Here is a 19181-nt window from a genome sequence, read left to right on the forward strand (position 1 = left end):
AAGTCGCGTTCGAGATCCAGTCGCGCTACCAGACGCCCGATGAAGCCGAAGCGGATATCCGCCGGCGCGTGGAGAACAAGGAAGTGGTGATCGGTTTCGGCCATCCGGTGTACACGATCTCGGACCCGCGCAACAAGGTGATCAAGGACGTCGCGAAGAAGCTGTCGAAGGAAGCCGGGAACCTGAAGCTCTTCAGCATCGCCGAGCGGCTCGAAACGGTGATGGCCGATGCGAAGAAGATGTTCCCGAATCTCGACTGGTTCAGCGCGGTGTCGTATCACATGATGGGCGTGCCGACGGCGATGTTCACGCCGCTTTTCGTGATCGCGCGAACCGCGGGCTGGAGCGCGCACATCATCGAGCAGCGCATCGACAACAAGATCATCCGACCCAGTGCGAATTACACCGGTCCGGACAATTTGCCGTTCGTGCCGCTAAATAAGCGAAAATAGCGTCCGCTGTGCGCTCCTGAAGCGCGTGCAGTTCAAACCTGGCGGTTGCGTGGTTCGCACCGTCCACCGTTTAACTGATATTAGATAGAAAGGTTTCTCCGATGAAAAAACTGCTGATCGCCGCCATCGCTGGCGCGCTCTCCACGACGTTGCTGGTCGCCACCCCCGCCGCTTTCGCGCAGACCGCGACGGCTACCACGAAGGCCAAACCGAAGGCGCCGCAACCGAAACGCCTGATCAAACGCAAGCCGAAGGCCGCCGCAGTAGCGAAGGTCGATCCGGTACCGGATGGTTCAGAAAAATGGTCGTGCAGCGATGGTCTGTCGTTCGACATGAAGGGCGACATGAAGCGCGACCAGATCGTCACGGTTCACTGGGGCTCGAAGAACTACAACCTGCCGCGTGAAGTCACGACGACTGGCGCCGACCGTTTTCACGACGCCGCTACCGGCATGGATCTGGTCGTGATCCCGACCAAGGCCATGCTGTTCTCGGACAAGGACAGCTCGCGTCTCGCCGACGAATGCAAAACCGCTGCGATGCTGCAAGGCGCGCCGGCTCCGACGCAGTCGAACGAGCTGAACAAGACCAGCAAGTAATTATCTTCACCAGGAAGCCTCGATGTCCGCACCGATCTCCAACGTCCGGCCCGAACCGGATCAAGTTCTCGTCGATATCGTCGATTACGTGCTCAACTACACGATCGACAGCACGCTCGCGCTCGAAACAGCGCGTAACTGCCTGATCGACACGCTCGGCTGCGGACTCGAGGCGCTCACCTACCCCGCCTGCACGAAGCTGATGGGACCGGTCGTGCCCGGCACGATCGTGCCGAACGGCGCGAAGGTGCCGGGCACGTCGTTCCAGCTCGATCCGGTGCAGGCCGCCTTCAACATCGGCGCGATGATCCGCTGGCTCGACTTCAACGACACGTGGCTCGCCGCTGAATGGGGCCATCCGTCGGACAACCTCGGCGGCATTCTCGCCACCGCCGACTGGCTCTCGCGTAACGCCATCGCCGCGGGCAAAAAACCGCTGACGATGAAGGACGTGCTGGTCGGCATGATCAAGGCGCACGAAATCCAGGGCTGCATCGCGCTCGAAAACTCGTTCAACAAGGTCGGGCTCGATCACGTGCTGCTCGTGAAGCTCGCCTCGACCGCCGTGGTCGGCCAGCTGATCGGCCTCACGCGCGATGAGCTGATCAACGCGGTGTCGCTCGCGTTCGTCGATGGTCATTCGCTGCGCACCTACCGTCACGCGCCGAACACGGGCTCGCGCAAGTCGTGGGCCGCGGGTGATGCGACCTCGCGCGCCGTACGTCTCGCGCTGATCGCGAAGACCGGCGAAATGGGCTATCCGTCCGTGCTGAGCGCTAAAACGTGGGGCTTTTACGACGTGCTCTTCAAGGGCAACGCGTTCCAGTTCCAGCGTCCGTACGGCTCGTACGTGATGGAGAACGTGCTGTTCAAGATCTCGTTCCCGGCCGAATTCCACTCGCAGACCGCGGTGGAAGCGGCGATGACCCTGCATGAAAAGCTGCGCGCAGCCGGCAAAAAAGTCGAGGACATCAGCAAGATCACGATCCGCACGCACGAGGCGGCGATTCGCATCATCGATAAAAAGGGTCCGCTGAACAATCCGGCCGACCGCGATCACTGCATCCAGTACATGATCGCCGTGCCGCTGATTCACGGTCGCCTGACGGCAGCCGATTACGAAGATTCGATCGCCCAGGACGCGCGTATCGATGCGCTGCGCGACAAGATGGAATGCGTCGAGGACACGCAGTTCACGCAGGATTATCACAACCCGGAAAAGCGCTCGATCGCGAACGCGCTCACGGTCGAATTCAGTGACGGTTCGAAGTTCGACGAGGTCGTCGTCGAATATCCGATCGGCCACAAGCGGCGCCGCACCGACGGCATTCCGCTGCTGGTCGAGAAGTTCAGAACCAACCTCGCCCGACGTTTCCCGGCGAAGCAGCAACAGGCGATTCTCGACGTGTCGCTGGATCAGGCAAGGCTCGAAGCCACGCCGGTCAATGAATACGTCGATCTGTATGTGATCTAGTTAGTAGAAACGTAGCAACGTCATTTCCTCGAAAACCCCAGGAAAAAATCATGGCCCACAATCTCCACAAAACGCTCAAGGAATTCGACAGCGGTTCCGGCAAAGCCAGGTTCTATTCGCTGCCGCAACTTGGTAAGGCACTCAACGTCAAGATCGACCGTCTGCCGGTCTCGATCCGCATCGTGCTGGAATCCGTGCTGCGTAACTACGACGGCAAGAAGATCGCCGAAGAACACATCCAGCAACTGATCAACTGGAAGCCGAACGCAGCGCGCGTCGACGAAATTCCGTTCGTCGTGTCCCGCGTGGTGCTGCAGGACTTTACCGGCGTGCCGCTGCTCGCCGACATCGCTGCCATGCGCGGCGTCGCAAAACGCGTCGGCAAGGACCCAAAGTCGATCGAACCGCTGGTCCCGGTCGATCTGGTTGTCGATCACTCGGTGCAGATCGATCACTTCCGCGAAAAGAACGCGCTTGACCTGAACATGAAACTGGAATTCCAGCGCAACAATGAGCGCTACCAGTTCATGAAGTGGGGCATGCAGGCATTCGATACGTTCAAGGTCGTGCCGCCAGGCGTCGGTATCGTTCACCAGGTGAACCTCGAATACCTCGCACGCGGCGTGCACAAGAAGACGGACGGCAACGACACCGTGTACTACCCGGATTCGCTCGTCGGCACCGACAGCCACACCACGATGATCAACGGCATCGGCGTGGTGGGCTGGGGCGTGGGCGGCATCGAAGCGGAAGCCGGCATGCTCGGCCAGCCAGTGTACTTCCTCACGCCGGACGTGGTCGGCGTCGAGCTGAAGGGCAAGCTGCGCGAAGGCGTGACGGCCACCGACCTGGTGCTGACCGTCACCGAACTGCTGCGCAAGGAGAAGGTCGTCGGCAAGTTCGTCGAATTCTTCGGCGAAGGCACGAAGTCGCTGTCGCTGCCGGACCGCGCGACCATCGGCAACATGGCACCGGAATACGGCGCGACGATGGGCTTCTTCCCGGTCGACGAAAAGACGATCGACTACTTCAAGGGCACGGGCCGCACCGACGCCGAAATCTCCGCGTTCGAGAACTACTTCAAGGCGCAAGGCCTGTTTGGTATTCCGAAGGCTGGCCAGATCGACTACACGAAGGTCGTCACGCTCGACCTCGGCACGGTTGCACCGTCGCTGGCGGGTCCGAAGCGTCCGCAGGACCGTATCGAAATCGGCAACGTGAAATCGAACTTCACGGAACTGTTCTCGAAGCCGGTCGGCGAAAACGGCTTTGCGAAGAAGGCCGCTGACCTCGACGCGCAATACGTCACGTCGAACGGCGTGAACGTGAAGAACGGCGACATCCTGATCGCCGCGATCACGTCGTGCACGAACACGTCGAACCCGAGCGTGCTGCTGGCCGCCGGCCTGCTGGCGAAGAAGGCCGTCGAAGCCGGTCTGACGGTGGCACCGCACATCAAGACATCGCTCGCACCGGGATCGCGCATCGTCACCGAATACCTGACGAAGACGGGCCTGCTGCCGTACCTCGACAAGCTCGGCTTCACGCTCGCTGCTTACGGCTGCACGACCTGTATCGGTAACGCCGGCGACCTCACGCCGGAACTGAACGAAGCGATCACGAAGAACGACATCGTCGCGGCAGCCGTGCTGTCGGGCAACCGTAACTTCGAAGCGCGTATTCACCCGAACATCCGCGCGAACTTCCTGGCTTCGCCGCCGCTCGTCGTCGCTTACGCGATCGCCGGCAACATCACGCACGACCTGATGACGGAACCGGTCGGCAAGGGCAAGGGCGGCAAGGACATCTACCTGGGCGACATCTGGCCGACCAGCGACGAAGTCAATGCACTGCTCAAGTTCGCACTGGACGCCGACGCATTCCGCGCGAACTACGCCCATCTGACGAAGAAGGGCGACCTGTGGAGCAAGATCGAAGGCGAGGAAGGTCAGGTCTACGACTGGCCGAAGTCAACGTACATCGCTGAGCCGCCGTTCTTCGGCAAGGACTTCTCGATGACGCCGGCTGCGAGCATCGCCGCGGTCAAGGGCGCGCGCGCACTGGGCATCTTCGGTGACTCGGTCACGACCGACCACATCAGCCCGGCTGGTTCGATCAAGGAAGACTCGCCGGCAGGCAAGTGGCTGAAGGCAAACGGCGTGCAGAAGGCCGACTTCAACAGCTACGGCTCGCGCCGCGGCAACCACGACGTGATGATGCGCGGCACGTTCGCGAACGTCCGGATCAAGAACCTGATGATCCCGGTGAAGGCAGACGGTACGCGTGTGGAAGGCGGCCTGGCGATCCACCAGCCGTCCGGCGAACAGATGTCCATCTACGACGCCGCGATGAAGTACATCGCAGCGGACACGCCGACCGTCATCTTCGCGGGCGAAGAGTACGGCACGGGCTCGTCGCGTGACTGGGCAGCGAAGGGTACGCAACTGCTGGGCGTCAAGGTCGTGGTCGCGCGCAGCTTCGAGCGGATCCACCGTTCGAACCTGGTCGGCATGGGCGTGCTGCCGCTGCAGTTCAAGGGCTCGGACAGCGTCCAGTCGCTTGGCATCACCGGCGAGGAAACGTACGACATCGAAGGCCTCGGCAGCGACTTCAAGCCGCAGCAGGAAGTAACGCTCGTGATTCGCGGCAAGGACGGCAAAGAGAAGCGCGTGCAGGTTCTGCTGCGTATCGACACGCCGATCGAAGTCGACTACTACAAGCACGGCGGCATTCTGCCGTTCGTTCTGCGCTCGCTGCTCGCAGCGTAAGCGTTGCATTAGCGGAAAGCTTTTGCAGGTGCCGCGGCCCTTCGGGGTTGCGGCAATTTATGAAGCCCGACCTGGTCGGGCTTTTTTTTCGGTTATTCGCTGGATTCCGCGCGCCACGCGTTCGTCCTGCAAATGGGCGCTGCTTTCAAGAGCATCGGCCTTGTCGCCATTGCGACTAGAACTGTGCCGTCGCCTGCACGCCCACGGTCACACGCGAAGTTGAAAATCCCTTGGGCTTGTAGATCGGCGTACCCGCGAACAGGTCATAGGAAACACCGACAAAGCGCGACGGCAGACCACCGCGGATGCCGATCACTGCGCCCGCCAGTTGCGTCCCGGCGAGAAACGCCGTGTTCGGGCCGAACACGCGGCCATAGTCGATTCCCGCGTACAGTGCCTGTCCCGTCTGTCCGATGGGTAGTTGCAGCTCGTTGCGCCAGTAAAAACCTCTCTCTGCAGCCAGCATGGTTTCACCGTCGAAGCCGCGCACGGTGTAACGGCTGCCGATGGTCAGGTCGTCCAGATAGAACAGCGTGTCGTTGGTGAACTGGCCGTGTACGGTCGTCACGTAGCGGAAGTTCTGGCTGGCGACCGCAAACGGCACCGACAGGTTCGCATCGAGCACAGCCATGTGGTAACGATATGTGGGGCCGTCTGGATACGGGTCGGATGTCGCGCCAAGCCCGCCGATCCCCTGGCGGTAAGCAAGCGTGCCGTCGAACTGCGACGCGCCGAAGTAATGCCGGTCGGTCAGGCCCGCTTCGATGAACGTGTTGTTGCGCCGCTGCTGCGGTATGTCGGTGTCGTCAATGAAGCTCTCGCCGAAACGCTTCGATAGCTGGAATTCCACGCCGAATACATCGCTCTGGCTGCGCCTTAATACGCGCGCGAGCCTGAGTGCGGCCGTCTGAGAATTGCCGCTGGACACGAACGTCTGGTTCACGCCCGCGATATTCTGGTAGTAGGTGTTCGTGTTGCCGGACAACGTGGCCGTCCAGTAGCCCCATGGCACGGAATACGAGCCGTTGAAGCCGTGCGAACCGAGCGACTTGTTGCCGAACGAAAGGTCCTGGTTCGCGCCGACCGTGAACACATCGTTCAGACCGAGCGGATTGTCGATGCCGAGGCTCATGTTGCCTTGCCACTTGCCGGTCGCGTCCGTACCCGAGTTATCGACGGATGCGACAAAGCTCCACGGCTTCGAGCGCTTCACTGTCACCACGACATCGCTTTCGCCGGGTGTATCGGTCGGCTCGATCTTCATGTCCACGTCCTGCGACGTGACGCGCTTCATCTGCTCCAGCCCCTGCTCAAGGTCGCGCAGGTCCAGCAGGTCACCGTCGCTTACCGGGAATGCGGATTTCAGGGTGCCGCGTGTGTCAGGGTCCGCAAAGCGGAGCTGGTGCACGATGCCGGGGACGAGCGCTAAGGCCAGCGTGCCGCTGGACAGGTCCTGCTGCGGGACGAGCACGCGCGTCGTGACATAGCCACGGCTCAGGATCGCCTGTTGCAGTCCCCTGGTCAGCGTGTCAATGCCGGACTTGCCAACGCACTGGCCCCGGTAGTGGTCGAGCCATTCACCCGCAAAGGCAAATGGGTCCAGTGATAGGGCCGACGCTCCCTTGCTGCGCATCGCATCGGGCAGCGTCGTGGGAACATTGAGCGCGAACCTGCCGATGCGGAAGCATGGCGTCTCGACCGGCAGCAGTGGATGGTCCTCGAATGTGGGGACGGTCGAGCGCACTGCGGGAGCCTGCACGGTCGCGTCACGCTGCTGTGCGTCACGCTGCTGCTGGATTTGCTGGTTCTGCCCGGCGTTGGCCCGCGCGGCGGCGGCTTCGTCCGCTGGCGTGGGCGCATGCTGCGCGTTCGACGCGAGCGATACCAGGGCTGTGAGCGGCAGCGCCGCCAGCCTCGTTCGAATTTTCATAGTGGATTCAGCCAAATTTCGAAATTTATCTACGGCCTGCTAATCACTCGACTTCTTTTTTTCACGAGACCGACGAACGCATTCCGAAACGCTACCTAAGATCAACATCATGCCCAAGCCTGGAACGAGGCTCGCATAATCTTGTGAGGGTGCAGTCGCTGCACCGAACAGAAAATTAACGAGGAACACAATGCCGATCCAAGGGCGAAGAGCATATTTCACGGCGACATGAGGCGCCTCTGGCCTTGAAATAAGACACGCGATAACCGTAAAAAACAGCGACAACCCAGCAAAAAATTCGGCTCGCCCCTTGCCCATAACATACGCAATTGCGAAGTAGATTGCATACATAATCAGCAACTCGGCGACATAAATAGAAGCGACGCGAATCACGCTTTTAGAAGAATTCATTTCAGCCCATGCATTAACGAATTTAACGGGGGCACCACAATGGTAGTGGTGGTTGATTTACCTGCCCCGATCCCCGCACCGAACCCGATTCCGGGGAACGCGGACATAGGCAGCGCACCGCCTATTCCCCCGATGGTCTTGTCGTCGTTAATAGAAAAATTAGCGCCAGCCGCCGCGCCAAAGCCGCCATCCAGTTCAACGTATCCGCCTGTACTCACACCGCTGGTTAACGGTCCGTTAGTCGTACTACGCCCGAGGCTTCCGCCCACCCCGGCATATACCCCGGCACTCACCATACCATTCGCTTGAAACTGGATATAAGGCGATGTCCCGCCTAATGTACCGTCGGTTGAAATCCCCACGTTAACCCCGCCTCCGCCGCCGACAAACGGAACCATGATGGTTCCGCCTAAACTCGCCGAGTATTGTGTGTAAGCCTTGGTTGTCGAATCGTACGTGAGACCGGACGCGTTCTTTGTGATGTAGCTTTGTAGATCGGCATCGCCGGAAGGCAACGACTGCGCCCACACCTGTTGCCCGGCCTGATTGACGCCGTACGGAACCCATGTTGTGCCATCGTTCGGCTGACTGCCCACTGCAACACGGACGCTGCCTAGCTCAGTCTGACTTCCTGTAGTCAAATTCATTTGAGCCATTTGCTGCTCAATCTGCTGTTCCGTGTATCTGCCACCACTCTTGTCTGCAAGTTGCTTGGCGACTGTTTTTTCTTCCGGGTGCAGTTGTCGGTTGAACCGGTCCACGTTGTATCCCGAGAATGCACCCGCATCACCGCCCACCGCCGCGCCCGCACCCGTGGCGATCGCGTTTGCCACGATGTTGCCGAGCGCCTTGTTCATATCCGAATTGCCGGTCGGGTCCGAACCGGCAATCGCGTCGCTCAGTTCGTTCAGCCTTCCGCCGGCGATTGACGCGATGCCAGCGCCGGCCGCGCCGCCGAGCGCATTGCCGCCCGCAAGGCCAGTCACCAGCGCCGCGCCTGCCGCCTGCATTGCTGCACGATATGTACCACCTTCCTTCCACTCGCCCCCGTCGCCACCAGCTTCCTTCGCCTTCATGTTTGCGTAGTCACCGATGCGCCGCGAGACTGCTTCACCGGCTGCGCCTGCCGCCGCCATCATGTCCGCCTGACGGTCGAGCAGGTTGTTCACGTCCGGCAGTTTTGCGACCGTGCCGTTCGTGTTCGACGTGTCACGGTTCAGGTTCGCGATGTCCTGCGTCTGGCTGGCCGCATCGTTGACGCTGATCGTGCCCGCACTGATGCCGCTACGCGTGGTCGCACTGTCGCTGCCGCTGTCGTTCTGGCTCAACATCGGCGCCGGACCACCCGCATTGGGGCCGTTTGCCGTTGAACCAGCGCCATGCGTACTGTAGTTCACGCCGCCGTCACCGGTCGTCACGCCCCCGCCGAAGCCACCCGAATGCGCGTCGTAGCTGGACTGGTTCTGGATATCGCTAAAGGTCAGTGTACCCGTGGACAGGTTGTTCTTCGACGCATCCGCGTCGCTCGCAATCACCGCACCCTTGAGGTCGGTGTTGCCCCTAACATTGATGTTGAACCCGCCGTCACCCGCCTGGATGCTGGCCTGTTCATTCACGCCCGCGTAGCTGCCGTTCGCGTTCGCATTGGTGTGGCTGAAGCTCGCGCTACCACCACCCTGGCTGATGCTGAACCCACCGCCCATACTCTCCTGATGGGCGGCGCTCGACATCGTGTCCTGCACGCTCGCGATGTTCAGGTTGCCGCCGACATCGGCGTTCACCTGGCGACCGTTGACGTTCGAACCGATGATGTTCGTATCACCACCCGAAATGATCGTCGCCGTGTTCGCCGCCGTCACATGCGTGTTGTTCTGCATGGCGGCATCGCTGTTGCCATTGCCGTGCGCCTTTGACATCGACGCATCGACACCGAAGCCCTGCGTGCCATAGGAGATACCCACGCTCGCGCTGCTGGACGCGTTGCTGCTGCGCGTCAAGTCGGTATCGGTCGTGTTCACGAGATTGACCTGATTCCTTGCCGCCAGGATCACGTCGTTCGCGTTCACGTTCGACCCTGCGATCGTCAGGTTGCCGCTTCCCGCGCCATTGCCAGATGAGCCGTCGCCGGTCGCCACAAACGCGGCCGTGCCGCCTGCCGTGACGCTTGATCCACGATTGGTTGTGCTGTCTTCGGTGTAGGTATTCTTGCTGTGGCTGCTGCCGTAACTGAGTTCGACCTTTGCTTCCGGCTTCTCGCCGTCAGCAAGCGCGCCCGCTGCGGCCCCGCCTGCGCCGATTGCATCAACCGCACCGCTTGCCGCCGCCATGCCGTGCAATGCTGCCGCGCGATCATCCTGGCTATGGCTCGCTGCATGTGCCTGGTCAACCGTGTTGGACACCGCGTCAATCACCGGGGCCTTGATCGCGAGCGTAAAGCCGCTCTGTTTGACCTCATGCGTCTCATCGTGGTGCATCGTATCGACGGCAGAATCAATCGTGACGTTCGCCCCGGTGCCTGTCACGTTTTGCGCCGCGACCAGATCACTGCCCGTGACGTGCAGGTCCTTGCCTGCGGTGATGTTCAGACTGCCATTCAGCGAGCCGACCGTGCTGCCCGTGTTCGTTACCTGTGTGGTGTTGGCCGTGTCAGTCTGCGTCCTGCTGCCCACCGAAATCCCGATCCCGCCGCCCGTACCCAGCCCGGACTCCCGCTTCTGGTAGTAGCTCGATGTGCTCTGCGTGTCCTGCGAGGTCGTGATATTCACATTGCCTGCCGCCGCCAGATTCACGTCATGGGTGCCTGCGATGGTGGAACCCTTCACGTTCAGGTCGCGGCCCGCGTTGACCGTGACCGTATCGCCGGATACGGTGCTACCCACGCCGATGTTCGCCTGCGTGTTCTGCATCGTGTCGGTGGTCGAGCCATGCACGAAGCTGCCACGCTTCGATTCGGTAGCCGAGTACGAATCGTGTTCCTCACGGCCTTCGTTGATGTCCACGTTGCCGGTGGCCGCAATGGTCGCCGCGCCGCTACCCGCCGCCAGCGACGAACCCGTGAGCGTGACATCACCTTTGCCGGGATTGGCGCTCGGCGCCGCGAGCGTCGCATTGCCGCCTGCGCTGATGGTCGTCCCGACTGCCTGTTCGTCGTAGCTGCGGTCGGCCTGCTTGCGGGTTTTGTCGTCCGTCGCGACGTTGTTGTAGGTGGCCGTGTTGGTAACGGTCGTTGCCGTCAGGTTACCGCCCGCGACCACGGCCATGTCGCCACCCGCGCTGACCGTCGCGCCCTTGAGCGTCGTATCGTTACCGCTCTGCATCGCGAGACTGCCACCGGCGCTGATGTCGCTGGTCTGGTTGAGCGTGCTGGACGCTTCCCAATGATGGTCGGCATTCTTCGTCACCAACTGCGACGTGTCCGACTGCACGGCATCCACCGTAATGTCGTGCCCTGCCGCGATCTGCGCATTGCCGCCCGCCGCGATGCTCGCGCCGTGAACCGAAAGGTCATTGCCTGCCACCACCACCAGGTCCCCCGTCGATGCAATCGTGCCCTGTGCGCCGAGCAGACTCTGGCTGACCTTGCTGCTGCCGATCGCCGAACTGAAGCCCACCGTATCCACCAGTGTCGTGTTCACAATGTCATGACCGGCAAGCACGGCCACCCGGTTGCCGGTGATCCGGCCCGACGCGTTCACCACATCGTTGGTCGCGGAAACGACCGTCGTGCCGTTATCTGCGCTGCTACCGATGGAGCCGCCCCGGTTCAGGATGTTGGTCGCAGCAACGACCGTCTGCGTACCGCCCCTGATAACGCCTGAGTTCGTCGCGCTACCCGTGGCGTGAATCTCCACATCATCGGCAGCAATCAGTGCACCGGTCGGCTGCAGGTCGTTCGCGTGGGTCTGTGCCAGATAGACAACCGGGGCCAGCACCTGCTGGGTGCTGCCGTCCGGCAGTGTGACCATCTGGCTGACCAGCCACACGATATCGCTCGTGAGCGCATCCATCTGCGCGGCAGTGAGCGCCAGTCCCGGTTCAAGGTTGAATTCCTTCGCGACGTTCACACCGTTGTTCATCAGTGCGCGATATTCGTCCTCGTTGCTCGTGTAGCCCTGCAGATAGACGCGGCCCGTGAGTTGCGTGATCTGGTTGCGCACCATCTGTTCTTCATACACGCCATCGCCCAGCCGCTTGATGATCTTCGACGGGTCGAGTCCCAACGCCCCCAGCATGTAGTCGCTCGAGATGAAACTCGTGTAGCTGGTCAGGCGCGGATCGGTGACGACCAGATACGACGCGCCCTGGGCCGTGTTGAACGTGTACAGGCCGCTCGATGGCAGCGTGATGCTGAGCGCGCCGGTTGACCCTATGACGGACTGCGGCGTGCCACCGGCGATACCGGCCGACTCACCATTCGCCCCGAGTGTGCCGCCTGTCGCGCCAGTCGCGGAGTTTGCCGCTGCCACGTTCGTATTATTGATGTCGGTCGCGCTGATCTGCACTGAATTGTTCGCGATGATCGTGCCGCCCGTGCCGCCGATAGCGACCGGGGACAGGACAATCGACGGCTCGACCACCGTACCCACATCGCGCGAAATGTTCTCGTTCCACGCGTAGGTCGAAACGATGTCCTGCTTCTGATACTGGTAAAGCGTCTGGCCGGTGTTGTTCACCAGCGTGCCACCGTAGTTGCCACTTGCCACATCGCCACTCGCGTCGGCGCTGCCAATCTGGATCGAGCCACCCGCGCCGATGGCGCTGTACGCGTTGTTCAGCGTGCCCACGTTCGCGAGCACCATGTTGCCGGCCGCCATGATCTGCGCCTGCTGCGCCTGCGGGCCGGTTACCTGGTCCTGCTGGGTGGTGGTGGTCGTGTCGCGCGCGATCTCGACGCGCTGGTAGCCCTTGTGGGCATCGTTGCGCGATGCGTACTCGGTGGCGGGATCGTAGTTGACGTGCGGATCGTAGCCGTCCCAGTAGCTGACGGTGATCGTGCCGTCAGTGTTGGTCGTCAGCGTGTTGTACCAGATCGTCTGGGGCTGGCCGTTGACGTTCACTACCAGCACCTTGTCGCTAGCATTCGGCCCGGTGGTCTGCGACACGACATCCGCCCCTGACCACGTGGCGGTGATTGGCGCGATATAGCCATCGTCCCACATGGCCTGCGTACAGTAGCCCTTGTCGGCGTTCCCGGTCGTGCAGGCCATGTACTTGCTGCGCTTGGTCTGGTGGACCGTATCGACATCAGTCGTCACCGTCTCGACCGTGGGCACGGGACGCGTGTTGGTCAGCGTCTGCGTGGCAATCTCGATGTTGCCCTGTGCCTCGATGGTGGACTGGTCGTTGGTGACGGAGTTGCTGCGGTTCGTGAGCACGCCATTCACATCGCGCGTGCCATCCGCCGCGATGTTGATGTCACCGAGACTGAAAAGATTCGCGCCGCCCATGTTGTAGATATCACCCGGCGCATACAGGTTCACGACCGACGCCGCCGCAATCGCAGCAGCCGCGCCCGTGTTGGCGATGGAACCTGCGTTCAGCGTGACCGTATTACCGACGATCGTTGCGGTGTTGGTCAGCGACGCGCTGTGCGTTGTCACAGAATCGCCTTCAATGCGGCCTTCATTGATGATGGCATTCGCCGCGTTCACCGTCGTGTCTGACGCGTTCAGGTCCGCGCCGGTCTGGTTATCGACGTTCGTGGCGTTCACCGTTAGAGCATTTACCGCGCCGAGCGTGCCCTGGTTCGTGAAGGTGCCCGCTGTCGTGAAGGTCAGATCGTGGTTCGCCTGTACATGATTGGTGCTGATGAGCGTGTAATCGCTGTTGACCGTTATAGCGCCATCGTTACCCGCGACAATCCGCCCATCGCCAGTAAGCTGATTCGTTGTAACGCTCAGGTTCTGCACGCTGCCAATCGAGCCGTTCTGGTTCGTGAGCGTGCCGGCACTGACGGACACCGAGCCGCCGCTGCCCGTGCGCCCCGAAGGAAATCCCCCTGGGGGATCGTTGCCGATGCGGCCAGACGTGTTGTCGAGCGAGGCCGCGTTCAGCACAATCGCCCCGTTACCGTGGATCGAGCCACCCGCATTGATGACGCCTGCATTGGGCCCGTCGAGCGTGACGTTGTTTGCGCCCGAAAGCGTTGCGTTGGTGTTATCCGCAAGCTGGGCGATGTTCAATGCAATGTCATGGCCCGACACGAGCTGCGCACCGTTCGTATTCGACAACGTGCCTGCGTTCACAGTCACGTCGCCATTGCCGCCGATGGTGCCTGCGCCCGCGACGCCGCCCGCATTGCTGTTGGTGACGGTGACCGCACTGACTGTCGTTGCACCGGAGCCGGTGTTCGCGATACGGCCGTCCGTGTTGTCGAGCGATGCACCTGTCACCTGCAAGGTGGCATTCGTGCCATCCGCCTCGATCTGCCCGCCCGTGTTGTCGATAGCGCCCTGCGCCGACACTGACACATTGCCGCTGCCCTGGATCAGGCCCGCCCGGTTGTCGAGCACGCTGGCGGACTGCACCATTGCTGCGCCGCCTGCCGTGACCATGCCACCTGTGTTACCGATGCTGCCGCCCGATACCGACACGTCGCCGTTGCCGCCGATCAGGCCGTCGCCCGTGTTCGTAATCGCGCCACTGGCGGCAACGGTCGTCGTACCTGTGCCGCCGTTCGCGATGGAACCGCCATCATTGGCAACCGACTGCGTCGAGACCGACAGCGTGCCGTCCGCCTGGATCGTGCCGCCCGCGTTATTCAGTGCGCCCGTGCCCGTCACCGACACGACCCGCGCACCGATGTAACCCCCCGCACTATTCTCGAGCGACGCCACGTCTAGCGTCGCGATCGTCTGCGCCGCGAGCGTACCTCCGCGATTCGATACCGCACCCGAATGGACATCAAGCGCCCCGTTCGCGGCGATCGTGCCGCCGTTGTTCGAGAGCATGCCTGCGTTGACCGACAGCGTTGCCGTGCCGGAACTGGCAATCGTCCCGTTATAGTTCGTCAGCGTTCCGGTCGCGCGTGCGTCGAGCGCGCTGCCCGCGGTCACCGTCGCATCCGACAGATTCAGGTCGCCGCTCCTCGCCGCGAGCTGGAGTGAACCATTCGCAGACGTACTGCTTCCAGCAAGATTGACTGCTGCGCCGCTCAGGGTCACATTGCCGCCCGCCGCATTGCGGCCAGTGGCAACGAGCCCGCCGCTCGCCAGCACCGACAGGTCGCCCGACGGCGCAAGGCTGCCGTCTCCATTCACACCCGCACCGAGAATCCCCGTCGAAGCGACGCTGCCGGCGCCGGTAGCCACATCATGCTGCGCGGCGAGTACCCCGCTGTTCGTGAGCGTGCCTGACGTGTTCGCGCTGACGTTCTGCAGTGCGTAGGTCGTCCCGCTGTTGTCGATGCCATCGCGCCCATACACGGCGATGTTGCCGCTGGCATTCGTCTGCCCGGCGAGCGTCAACTGGCCGTTGGCACTGAGCACAAGATCGCCCGCCTGCGCAGCGAGCACGCCTTTATTCGACACTCCGACACCGTTCTCAGTACCGACGAGCACGATCCGGTTCGCGTACATGCCACCGAGATTGCTCACATCGATCGACACGCCTGGTGCGGGACCCTTGCCGGCAACCGGTGTCGCGTCAAGCGTGTCATGGTCGATGCGGTTCGCACCGGTCACGGCGTTCAGGTTCTCCGCATGGATCGCCGCGTTCACCTGTACCGCGCGCGCGAGCAGATCGACCTGGGCGGCATCGCTCGCACTGAGTCCCGCGCCTCCGATCGTGATGTTGCCACTTGTCACGTCAAAGCCCGCAAGCGAGCCGTCCGGCGCGAAGTTCGGCGTGCCCGTCGTCAGGATTGCCCTCGATGTATTGATGAAGCCGCCGCCGTTCACGGAAATCCCGCTTCCGTTAGCGATCACGACCTCAGCGCGCTGGCCGGCGACTTCGACATAACCATTGATCTGGCTCGCCGCGCTGCTATTGACCTGGTTGACAATGACGCGAGCAGACTGGCCAGCGCCGAAGTTCGGATTACCGTTGATCATGCCCGCCTGCTGCGTCTGCACGATCACCGGCGAGTTGTTCAGGATCGCGCCGCGTGGCTGCACGTCGAACCGGCCATACGTGTTGACCGAGACGCCCGCACCCGATGGCCGTTTGATATTCACCTGCGGCAGGCCGTTCTGTGTCTGGACGACTGACGGCGCGTGCGCGCCACCCGCAACGATCTGCGCGCCTGACCACGCGGGCAGCGCGCCGAGTAATGCGAGCGCGGTCAACGCAATCTGCCGGAGCGAAAACAGTGCTGCAGGATCTCCGGCATCGCAGCGACTGCAAATCGTGGTCTGTCCGGCCTTCTTCCCCGTTCCCGTTGCCGTCCCCTCGACCGCGACAATCATGTTTCTCAGCCGGCTGAATACCAGCCGGTAGTTGTTCTTGTTCATTTCCTGGATTCGTTATACGAAACAATTAATTTTTCGTAAACTAACCCGGGTTGCATCGATTGACATCAAGAATTGTAAAGATGCGTATTGGCGCAGCGAATACGGCCGATTCAAGTCTTTCTGGTGGTCAATGTCCGATTATTTTTGACCTTGTGCGAGGGATGCTACGGCCCCAACGAAGACGCAAAATAAATTGCGCTCATACTTTTCTTCGTCCCTGCGGCCTGCTGCGGGTATCCCTGAACGGCTCCAATGAACACTCCCCGAACACAAAGCAGAGGCGCGCTCAAGATCAAGGCAGGCCGTCGCGCCACGCATCGACCTGCGCCTCCATCGCCCTGACCTGCGCGACGATGCCGTCGAGCGCCTGCATCATGAAAGCCGGCGAAGCAGCACCCGCGTTTTCGAGCAGGGTCATCACGCCTCGCGCCTTGAACACGCTCGCCGAGTTACCGATGCGATGCAACAGCTTGCGCACCGCGTCAGCATCGTCGCACGCTCGCGCGGCGACGAGATGCGCCAGATCCTCATCGAGCACGCGACGCCAGTCGCGCACGAGCGCCGGCACGTCGACTCCACGGCTCGCGAGCGCGTCGAGTTCGCTGAAGTCGAAGGTCGATACCGGATCGTCCTCGTGCAAGCGGTCCGGTAGCGGCACCGACGGCCCGCGGGCCGCGCGCGGCAGCAATTGCCACAGGCACGCATGGAGCATATCGAACCGGCTCTCCTTGATGAGCACGGCATCGAACGGTGACCCTGCCGTTGCCGCGGCATGACGCATGTCCTCGCGCCCCGTCAGCAGCACGAGCGGTATCGACGACACGTCTCGTACACGCCCGGCCAGTTGCGTGCCACTCATCCCGGGAAGATGCAGATCGATGATCAACAGGTCGAAATGTTGACGTTGCAGCACACCAAGCGCTTCTTCGGCGGAAGCAACCGCCACGCACGACACGCCCCATCGACCCAGCTGCATCTCGATCGCACGGCGATTGAACGCATGGTCCTCGACAACCAGCACGCGACCAGAAAGCATTCCAGCCGGCGCCGCGCGATTCACGATCATGCGCGCGTGCTCAGTCGATCAGCTTGTGGAGCGCGGCGAACTCGATCAGCCCCGCAAGCGATGACAACCCAAGTTTTTCCTGCAGACGTGTCTTGTACGTGCTGATGGTCTTGTCGCTCACGCACAGGCGGTTGGATATTTCCTTGTTGCTGATGCCGCGTGCGAGATACTGAAGCACCTCGACTTCGCGCGGCGACAGGCTGTCGAGTCCACTGCCGCCACGTGACGAGCCACTGGCATCAGCCGGGAAGCAGTCGTAGCCGAACAGCACGGTCTTGACCGCGGTCATCAGTTCGCCGATCTCGCGGCCCTTGCTCACATAGCCGTTCGCGCCGGCAACGCGCGTGTGACTGGCCATGACCTGCTCCGGTTTGGCCGACAACACCAGAATGCGGACTTTCCCGTCCTGCATGCGAATGCGGCGAATCAACGAAAGACCGTCGAGCCGCGGCAGATCGAGATCGAGAATCGCCAGATCAGGCGCTTCGTCGAGAATCAGCTTGAGCCCTTCCTCGCCGTCGCCCGCTTCGCCCACCAGCTCCAGATCGGCATCCTCGCGAAGCACGCGAGCCAGTGTCCCCCGAATGATCGGGTGGTCGTCAATCACAGCGATTCTTTTCATGGATCTATCTATTTATTGATATGACTGGCTGCCGTCGGACGTCTCTCGCCGTCCTGATCGTGCGCATAACTGAAGATATAACGCAATCTTAGCGGTCACTCGATTAAGAAATTTCCCAATCAATGTCGGATCATTCTGTTTACGTGTCAGATTTGTCCTTCATCCACGTCAGAATTGTGCAAAAGCAGAGCGCGGATGGATGCGATCGCCGGACACGGCACGTACCCGGCGATCGCACGTTCCGGCTTAGTCCGGAGAACCCGGCACGACCTGCGTGGCCGGTCGGATGCCGTTGCTGCTGCGCATGAAGTCCAGCTCGACGCGCCGGTTCGGCGCAAGACATGCGATCAGCGCCTGATGATCATGGTCGTGACAGTCCGCGACCGGATCGTCCTTGCCGAGACCGTGAGCGGTCATCGGCACCGTCACGCCGCCGGCCTGCAGATACTGCTGCACCGTCCGCGCACGCTTCGTCGACAGCGTGCGGTTGTATGCGTCACTGCCGAGGCGATCCGTGTAGCCCACGATGTTGATGCCCGTCACGTCGCCGGCCAGTTTCAGGTCCTTGACCAACTGGTCGAGCTTCGCCTTCCCGGCAGGCGACATCCCCGCCAGATCGCTGCGATCAAAGCTAAACGTCGCGTCGGCCTGCAGCGTCATTTTCTCGGGAATCCGCGCAACAGGCGCAGGCGGCGGTGGCGTGCAGGACTTCAGCACGCCGGCGATATCGGGCGCACCCTTCGCGACCCCATCCGCGATCCGCTGACTTTCATGGAAGTTGCGCGTCCACGCTTCGTGGCCTGCGTGAATCAGTTCGACTTCCGAGCATGCCGTCAGCCGTTGTGCTTCCACGCACGACGCAAAATCCGGCGATGCCTTGGCACCGAGCACGAGCCGCCACAGATCGGGACGCACCACAGCCGAGGTCCGCAGATCCGGGTTGTCGACCGTCAGGCCGTTGCCCGTTTCCAGCGCCGTCGTCATGCGGCTCGCTTCGTGCAACGCTTCCTCGACGAAGCCCCAGCCGTCATGCTGCCTGCGCTCGTCGAGCGCGGCGTTCAGCCAGCACTGGGCCTTGTAGCCGAAGTAGTTTTCCTTGCGGGCGCCGAGTGCGTTCAGCCGTTTCTGGACATCGCGCATCACCGGTCCGGCGTCGATGCTGCTGTACGTCCCGATCCATTGCGGCGTGACCGCGCCCGAGGCCCGGTCCTGCCCTGCACTGAAGCCGTTCTGCAGAACCGTGGGGTTCTGTATCTGCAGGCTGTCGCGCGTCGCGGACGACGAACAGCCGGCGACCATCGCGGCCAGCGCGATGGCGATGATTGAATACTTCATGATTGTTTTCCATCAGAGATGGGCCGCACGGAATTGCTCCGTGCGGCCCGTTCCAGCCAGCGTCCTGAACGACT

General features: G+C 61.8%; 10 protein-coding genes. 4 read left to right on the forward strand and 6 right to left on the reverse strand.

The features are described from left to right. The 4 genes from LPA37_RS12030 to acnA form a co-directional block, all read left to right on the forward strand. A partial coding sequence (locus LPA37_RS12030; RefSeq protein ID WP_324251877.1) for a citrate/2-methylcitrate synthase occupies nucleotides 1-452 on the forward strand: 452 nt, incomplete at its 5' end. Between the two features lie 101 nt (nucleotides 453-553). Then, nucleotides 554-1051 carry a hypothetical protein gene (locus LPA37_RS12035; RefSeq protein WP_228978376.1) on the forward strand — a complete coding sequence of 166 codons (498 nt, stop codon included), beginning with the start codon at nucleotides 554-556 and terminating at the stop codon, nucleotides 1049-1051. Nucleotides 1052-1073: 22 nt separating this feature from the next. Next, nucleotides 1074-2525: a bifunctional 2-methylcitrate dehydratase/aconitate hydratase gene (locus LPA37_RS12040; RefSeq protein WP_229012660.1), complete on the forward strand. Its 1452-nt coding sequence runs from the start codon at nucleotides 1074-1076 to the stop codon at nucleotides 2523-2525. Nucleotides 2526-2575: 50 nt separating this feature from the next. Continuing rightward, nucleotides 2576-5293 carry an aconitate hydratase AcnA gene (acnA, locus tag LPA37_RS12045; RefSeq protein WP_228978373.1) on the forward strand — a complete coding sequence of 906 codons (2718 nt, stop codon included), beginning with the start codon at nucleotides 2576-2578 and terminating at the stop codon, nucleotides 5291-5293. Nucleotides 5294-5468: 175 nt separating this feature from the next. Here acnA and LPA37_RS12050 read toward each other — a convergent pair whose 3' ends face one another. From LPA37_RS12050 to LPA37_RS12075, 6 genes are all read right to left on the reverse strand, one after another. Next, nucleotides 5469-7223 (reverse strand): ShlB/FhaC/HecB family hemolysin secretion/activation protein, encoded by a 1755-nt coding sequence (locus LPA37_RS12050; protein ID WP_229012661.1) that lies wholly within the window; start codon nucleotides 7221-7223, stop codon nucleotides 5469-5471. Nucleotides 7224-7262: 39 nt separating this feature from the next. Then, complete coding sequence (locus tag LPA37_RS12055; protein ID WP_229012662.1) at nucleotides 7263-7634, reverse strand: hypothetical protein; 372 nt, start codon at nucleotides 7632-7634, stop codon at nucleotides 7263-7265. Beyond that, nucleotides 7631-16084 carry a hemagglutinin repeat-containing protein gene (locus tag LPA37_RS12060; protein ID WP_229012663.1) on the reverse strand — a complete coding sequence of 2818 codons (8454 nt, stop codon included), beginning with the start codon at nucleotides 16082-16084 and terminating at the stop codon, nucleotides 7631-7633. Before LPA37_RS12060 ends, LPA37_RS12055 begins: the two co-directional genes overlap by 4 nt. A 292-nt stretch (nucleotides 16085-16376) precedes the next feature. Beyond that, on the reverse strand, nucleotides 16377-17150 hold the full coding sequence (locus LPA37_RS12065; RefSeq protein WP_229012664.1) for a response regulator: 774 nt from the start codon (nucleotides 17148-17150) through the stop codon (nucleotides 16377-16379). Nucleotides 17151-17160: 10 nt separating this feature from the next. Beyond that, complete coding sequence (locus tag LPA37_RS12070) at nucleotides 17161-17772, reverse strand: response regulator transcription factor (RefSeq protein ID WP_229012665.1); 612 nt, start codon at nucleotides 17770-17772, stop codon at nucleotides 17161-17163. A gap of 246 nt (nucleotides 17773-18018) precedes the next feature. Beyond that, nucleotides 18019-19107, reverse strand: coding sequence for an OmpA family protein (locus LPA37_RS12075; RefSeq protein WP_229012666.1), 1089 nt, complete (start codon nucleotides 19105-19107; stop codon nucleotides 18019-18021). Nucleotides 19108-19181 lie beyond the last annotated feature (74 nt).

The organism is Paraburkholderia gardini (assembly GCF_907164545.1).
GTDB classification, from domain to species: Bacteria; Pseudomonadota; Gammaproteobacteria; order Burkholderiales; family Burkholderiaceae; genus Paraburkholderia; species Paraburkholderia gardini.

Excerpts from the sequence above, each read along its gene's own strand:
- LPA37_RS12070 (WP_229012665.1), bottom strand. The coding sequence starts at position 17,772 with ATGAAAAGAATCGCTGTGATTGACGACCACCCGATCATTCGGGGGACA.
- LPA37_RS12035 (WP_228978376.1), top strand. The coding sequence starts at position 554 with ATGAAAAAACTGCTGATCGCCGCCATCGCTGGCGCGCTCTCCACGACG.
- LPA37_RS12075 (WP_229012666.1), bottom strand. The coding sequence starts at position 19,107 with ATGAAGTATTCAATCATCGCCATCGCGCTGGCCGCGATGGTCGCCGGC.
- LPA37_RS12065 (WP_229012664.1), bottom strand. The coding sequence starts at position 17,150 with ATGATCGTGAATCGCGCGGCGCCGGCTGGAATGCTTTCTGGTCGCGTG.
- LPA37_RS12055 (WP_229012662.1), bottom strand. The coding sequence starts at position 7,634 with ATGAATTCTTCTAAAAGCGTGATTCGCGTCGCTTCTATTTATGTCGCC.
- LPA37_RS12060 (WP_229012663.1), bottom strand. The coding sequence starts at position 16,084 with ATGAACAAGAACAACTACCGGCTGGTATTCAGCCGGCTGAGAAACATG.
- LPA37_RS12040 (WP_229012660.1), top strand. The coding sequence starts at position 1,074 with ATGTCCGCACCGATCTCCAACGTCCGGCCCGAACCGGATCAAGTTCTC.
- acnA (WP_228978373.1), top strand. The coding sequence starts at position 2,576 with ATGGCCCACAATCTCCACAAAACGCTCAAGGAATTCGACAGCGGTTCC.
- LPA37_RS12050 (WP_229012661.1), bottom strand. The coding sequence starts at position 7,223 with ATGAAAATTCGAACGAGGCTGGCGGCGCTGCCGCTCACAGCCCTGGTA.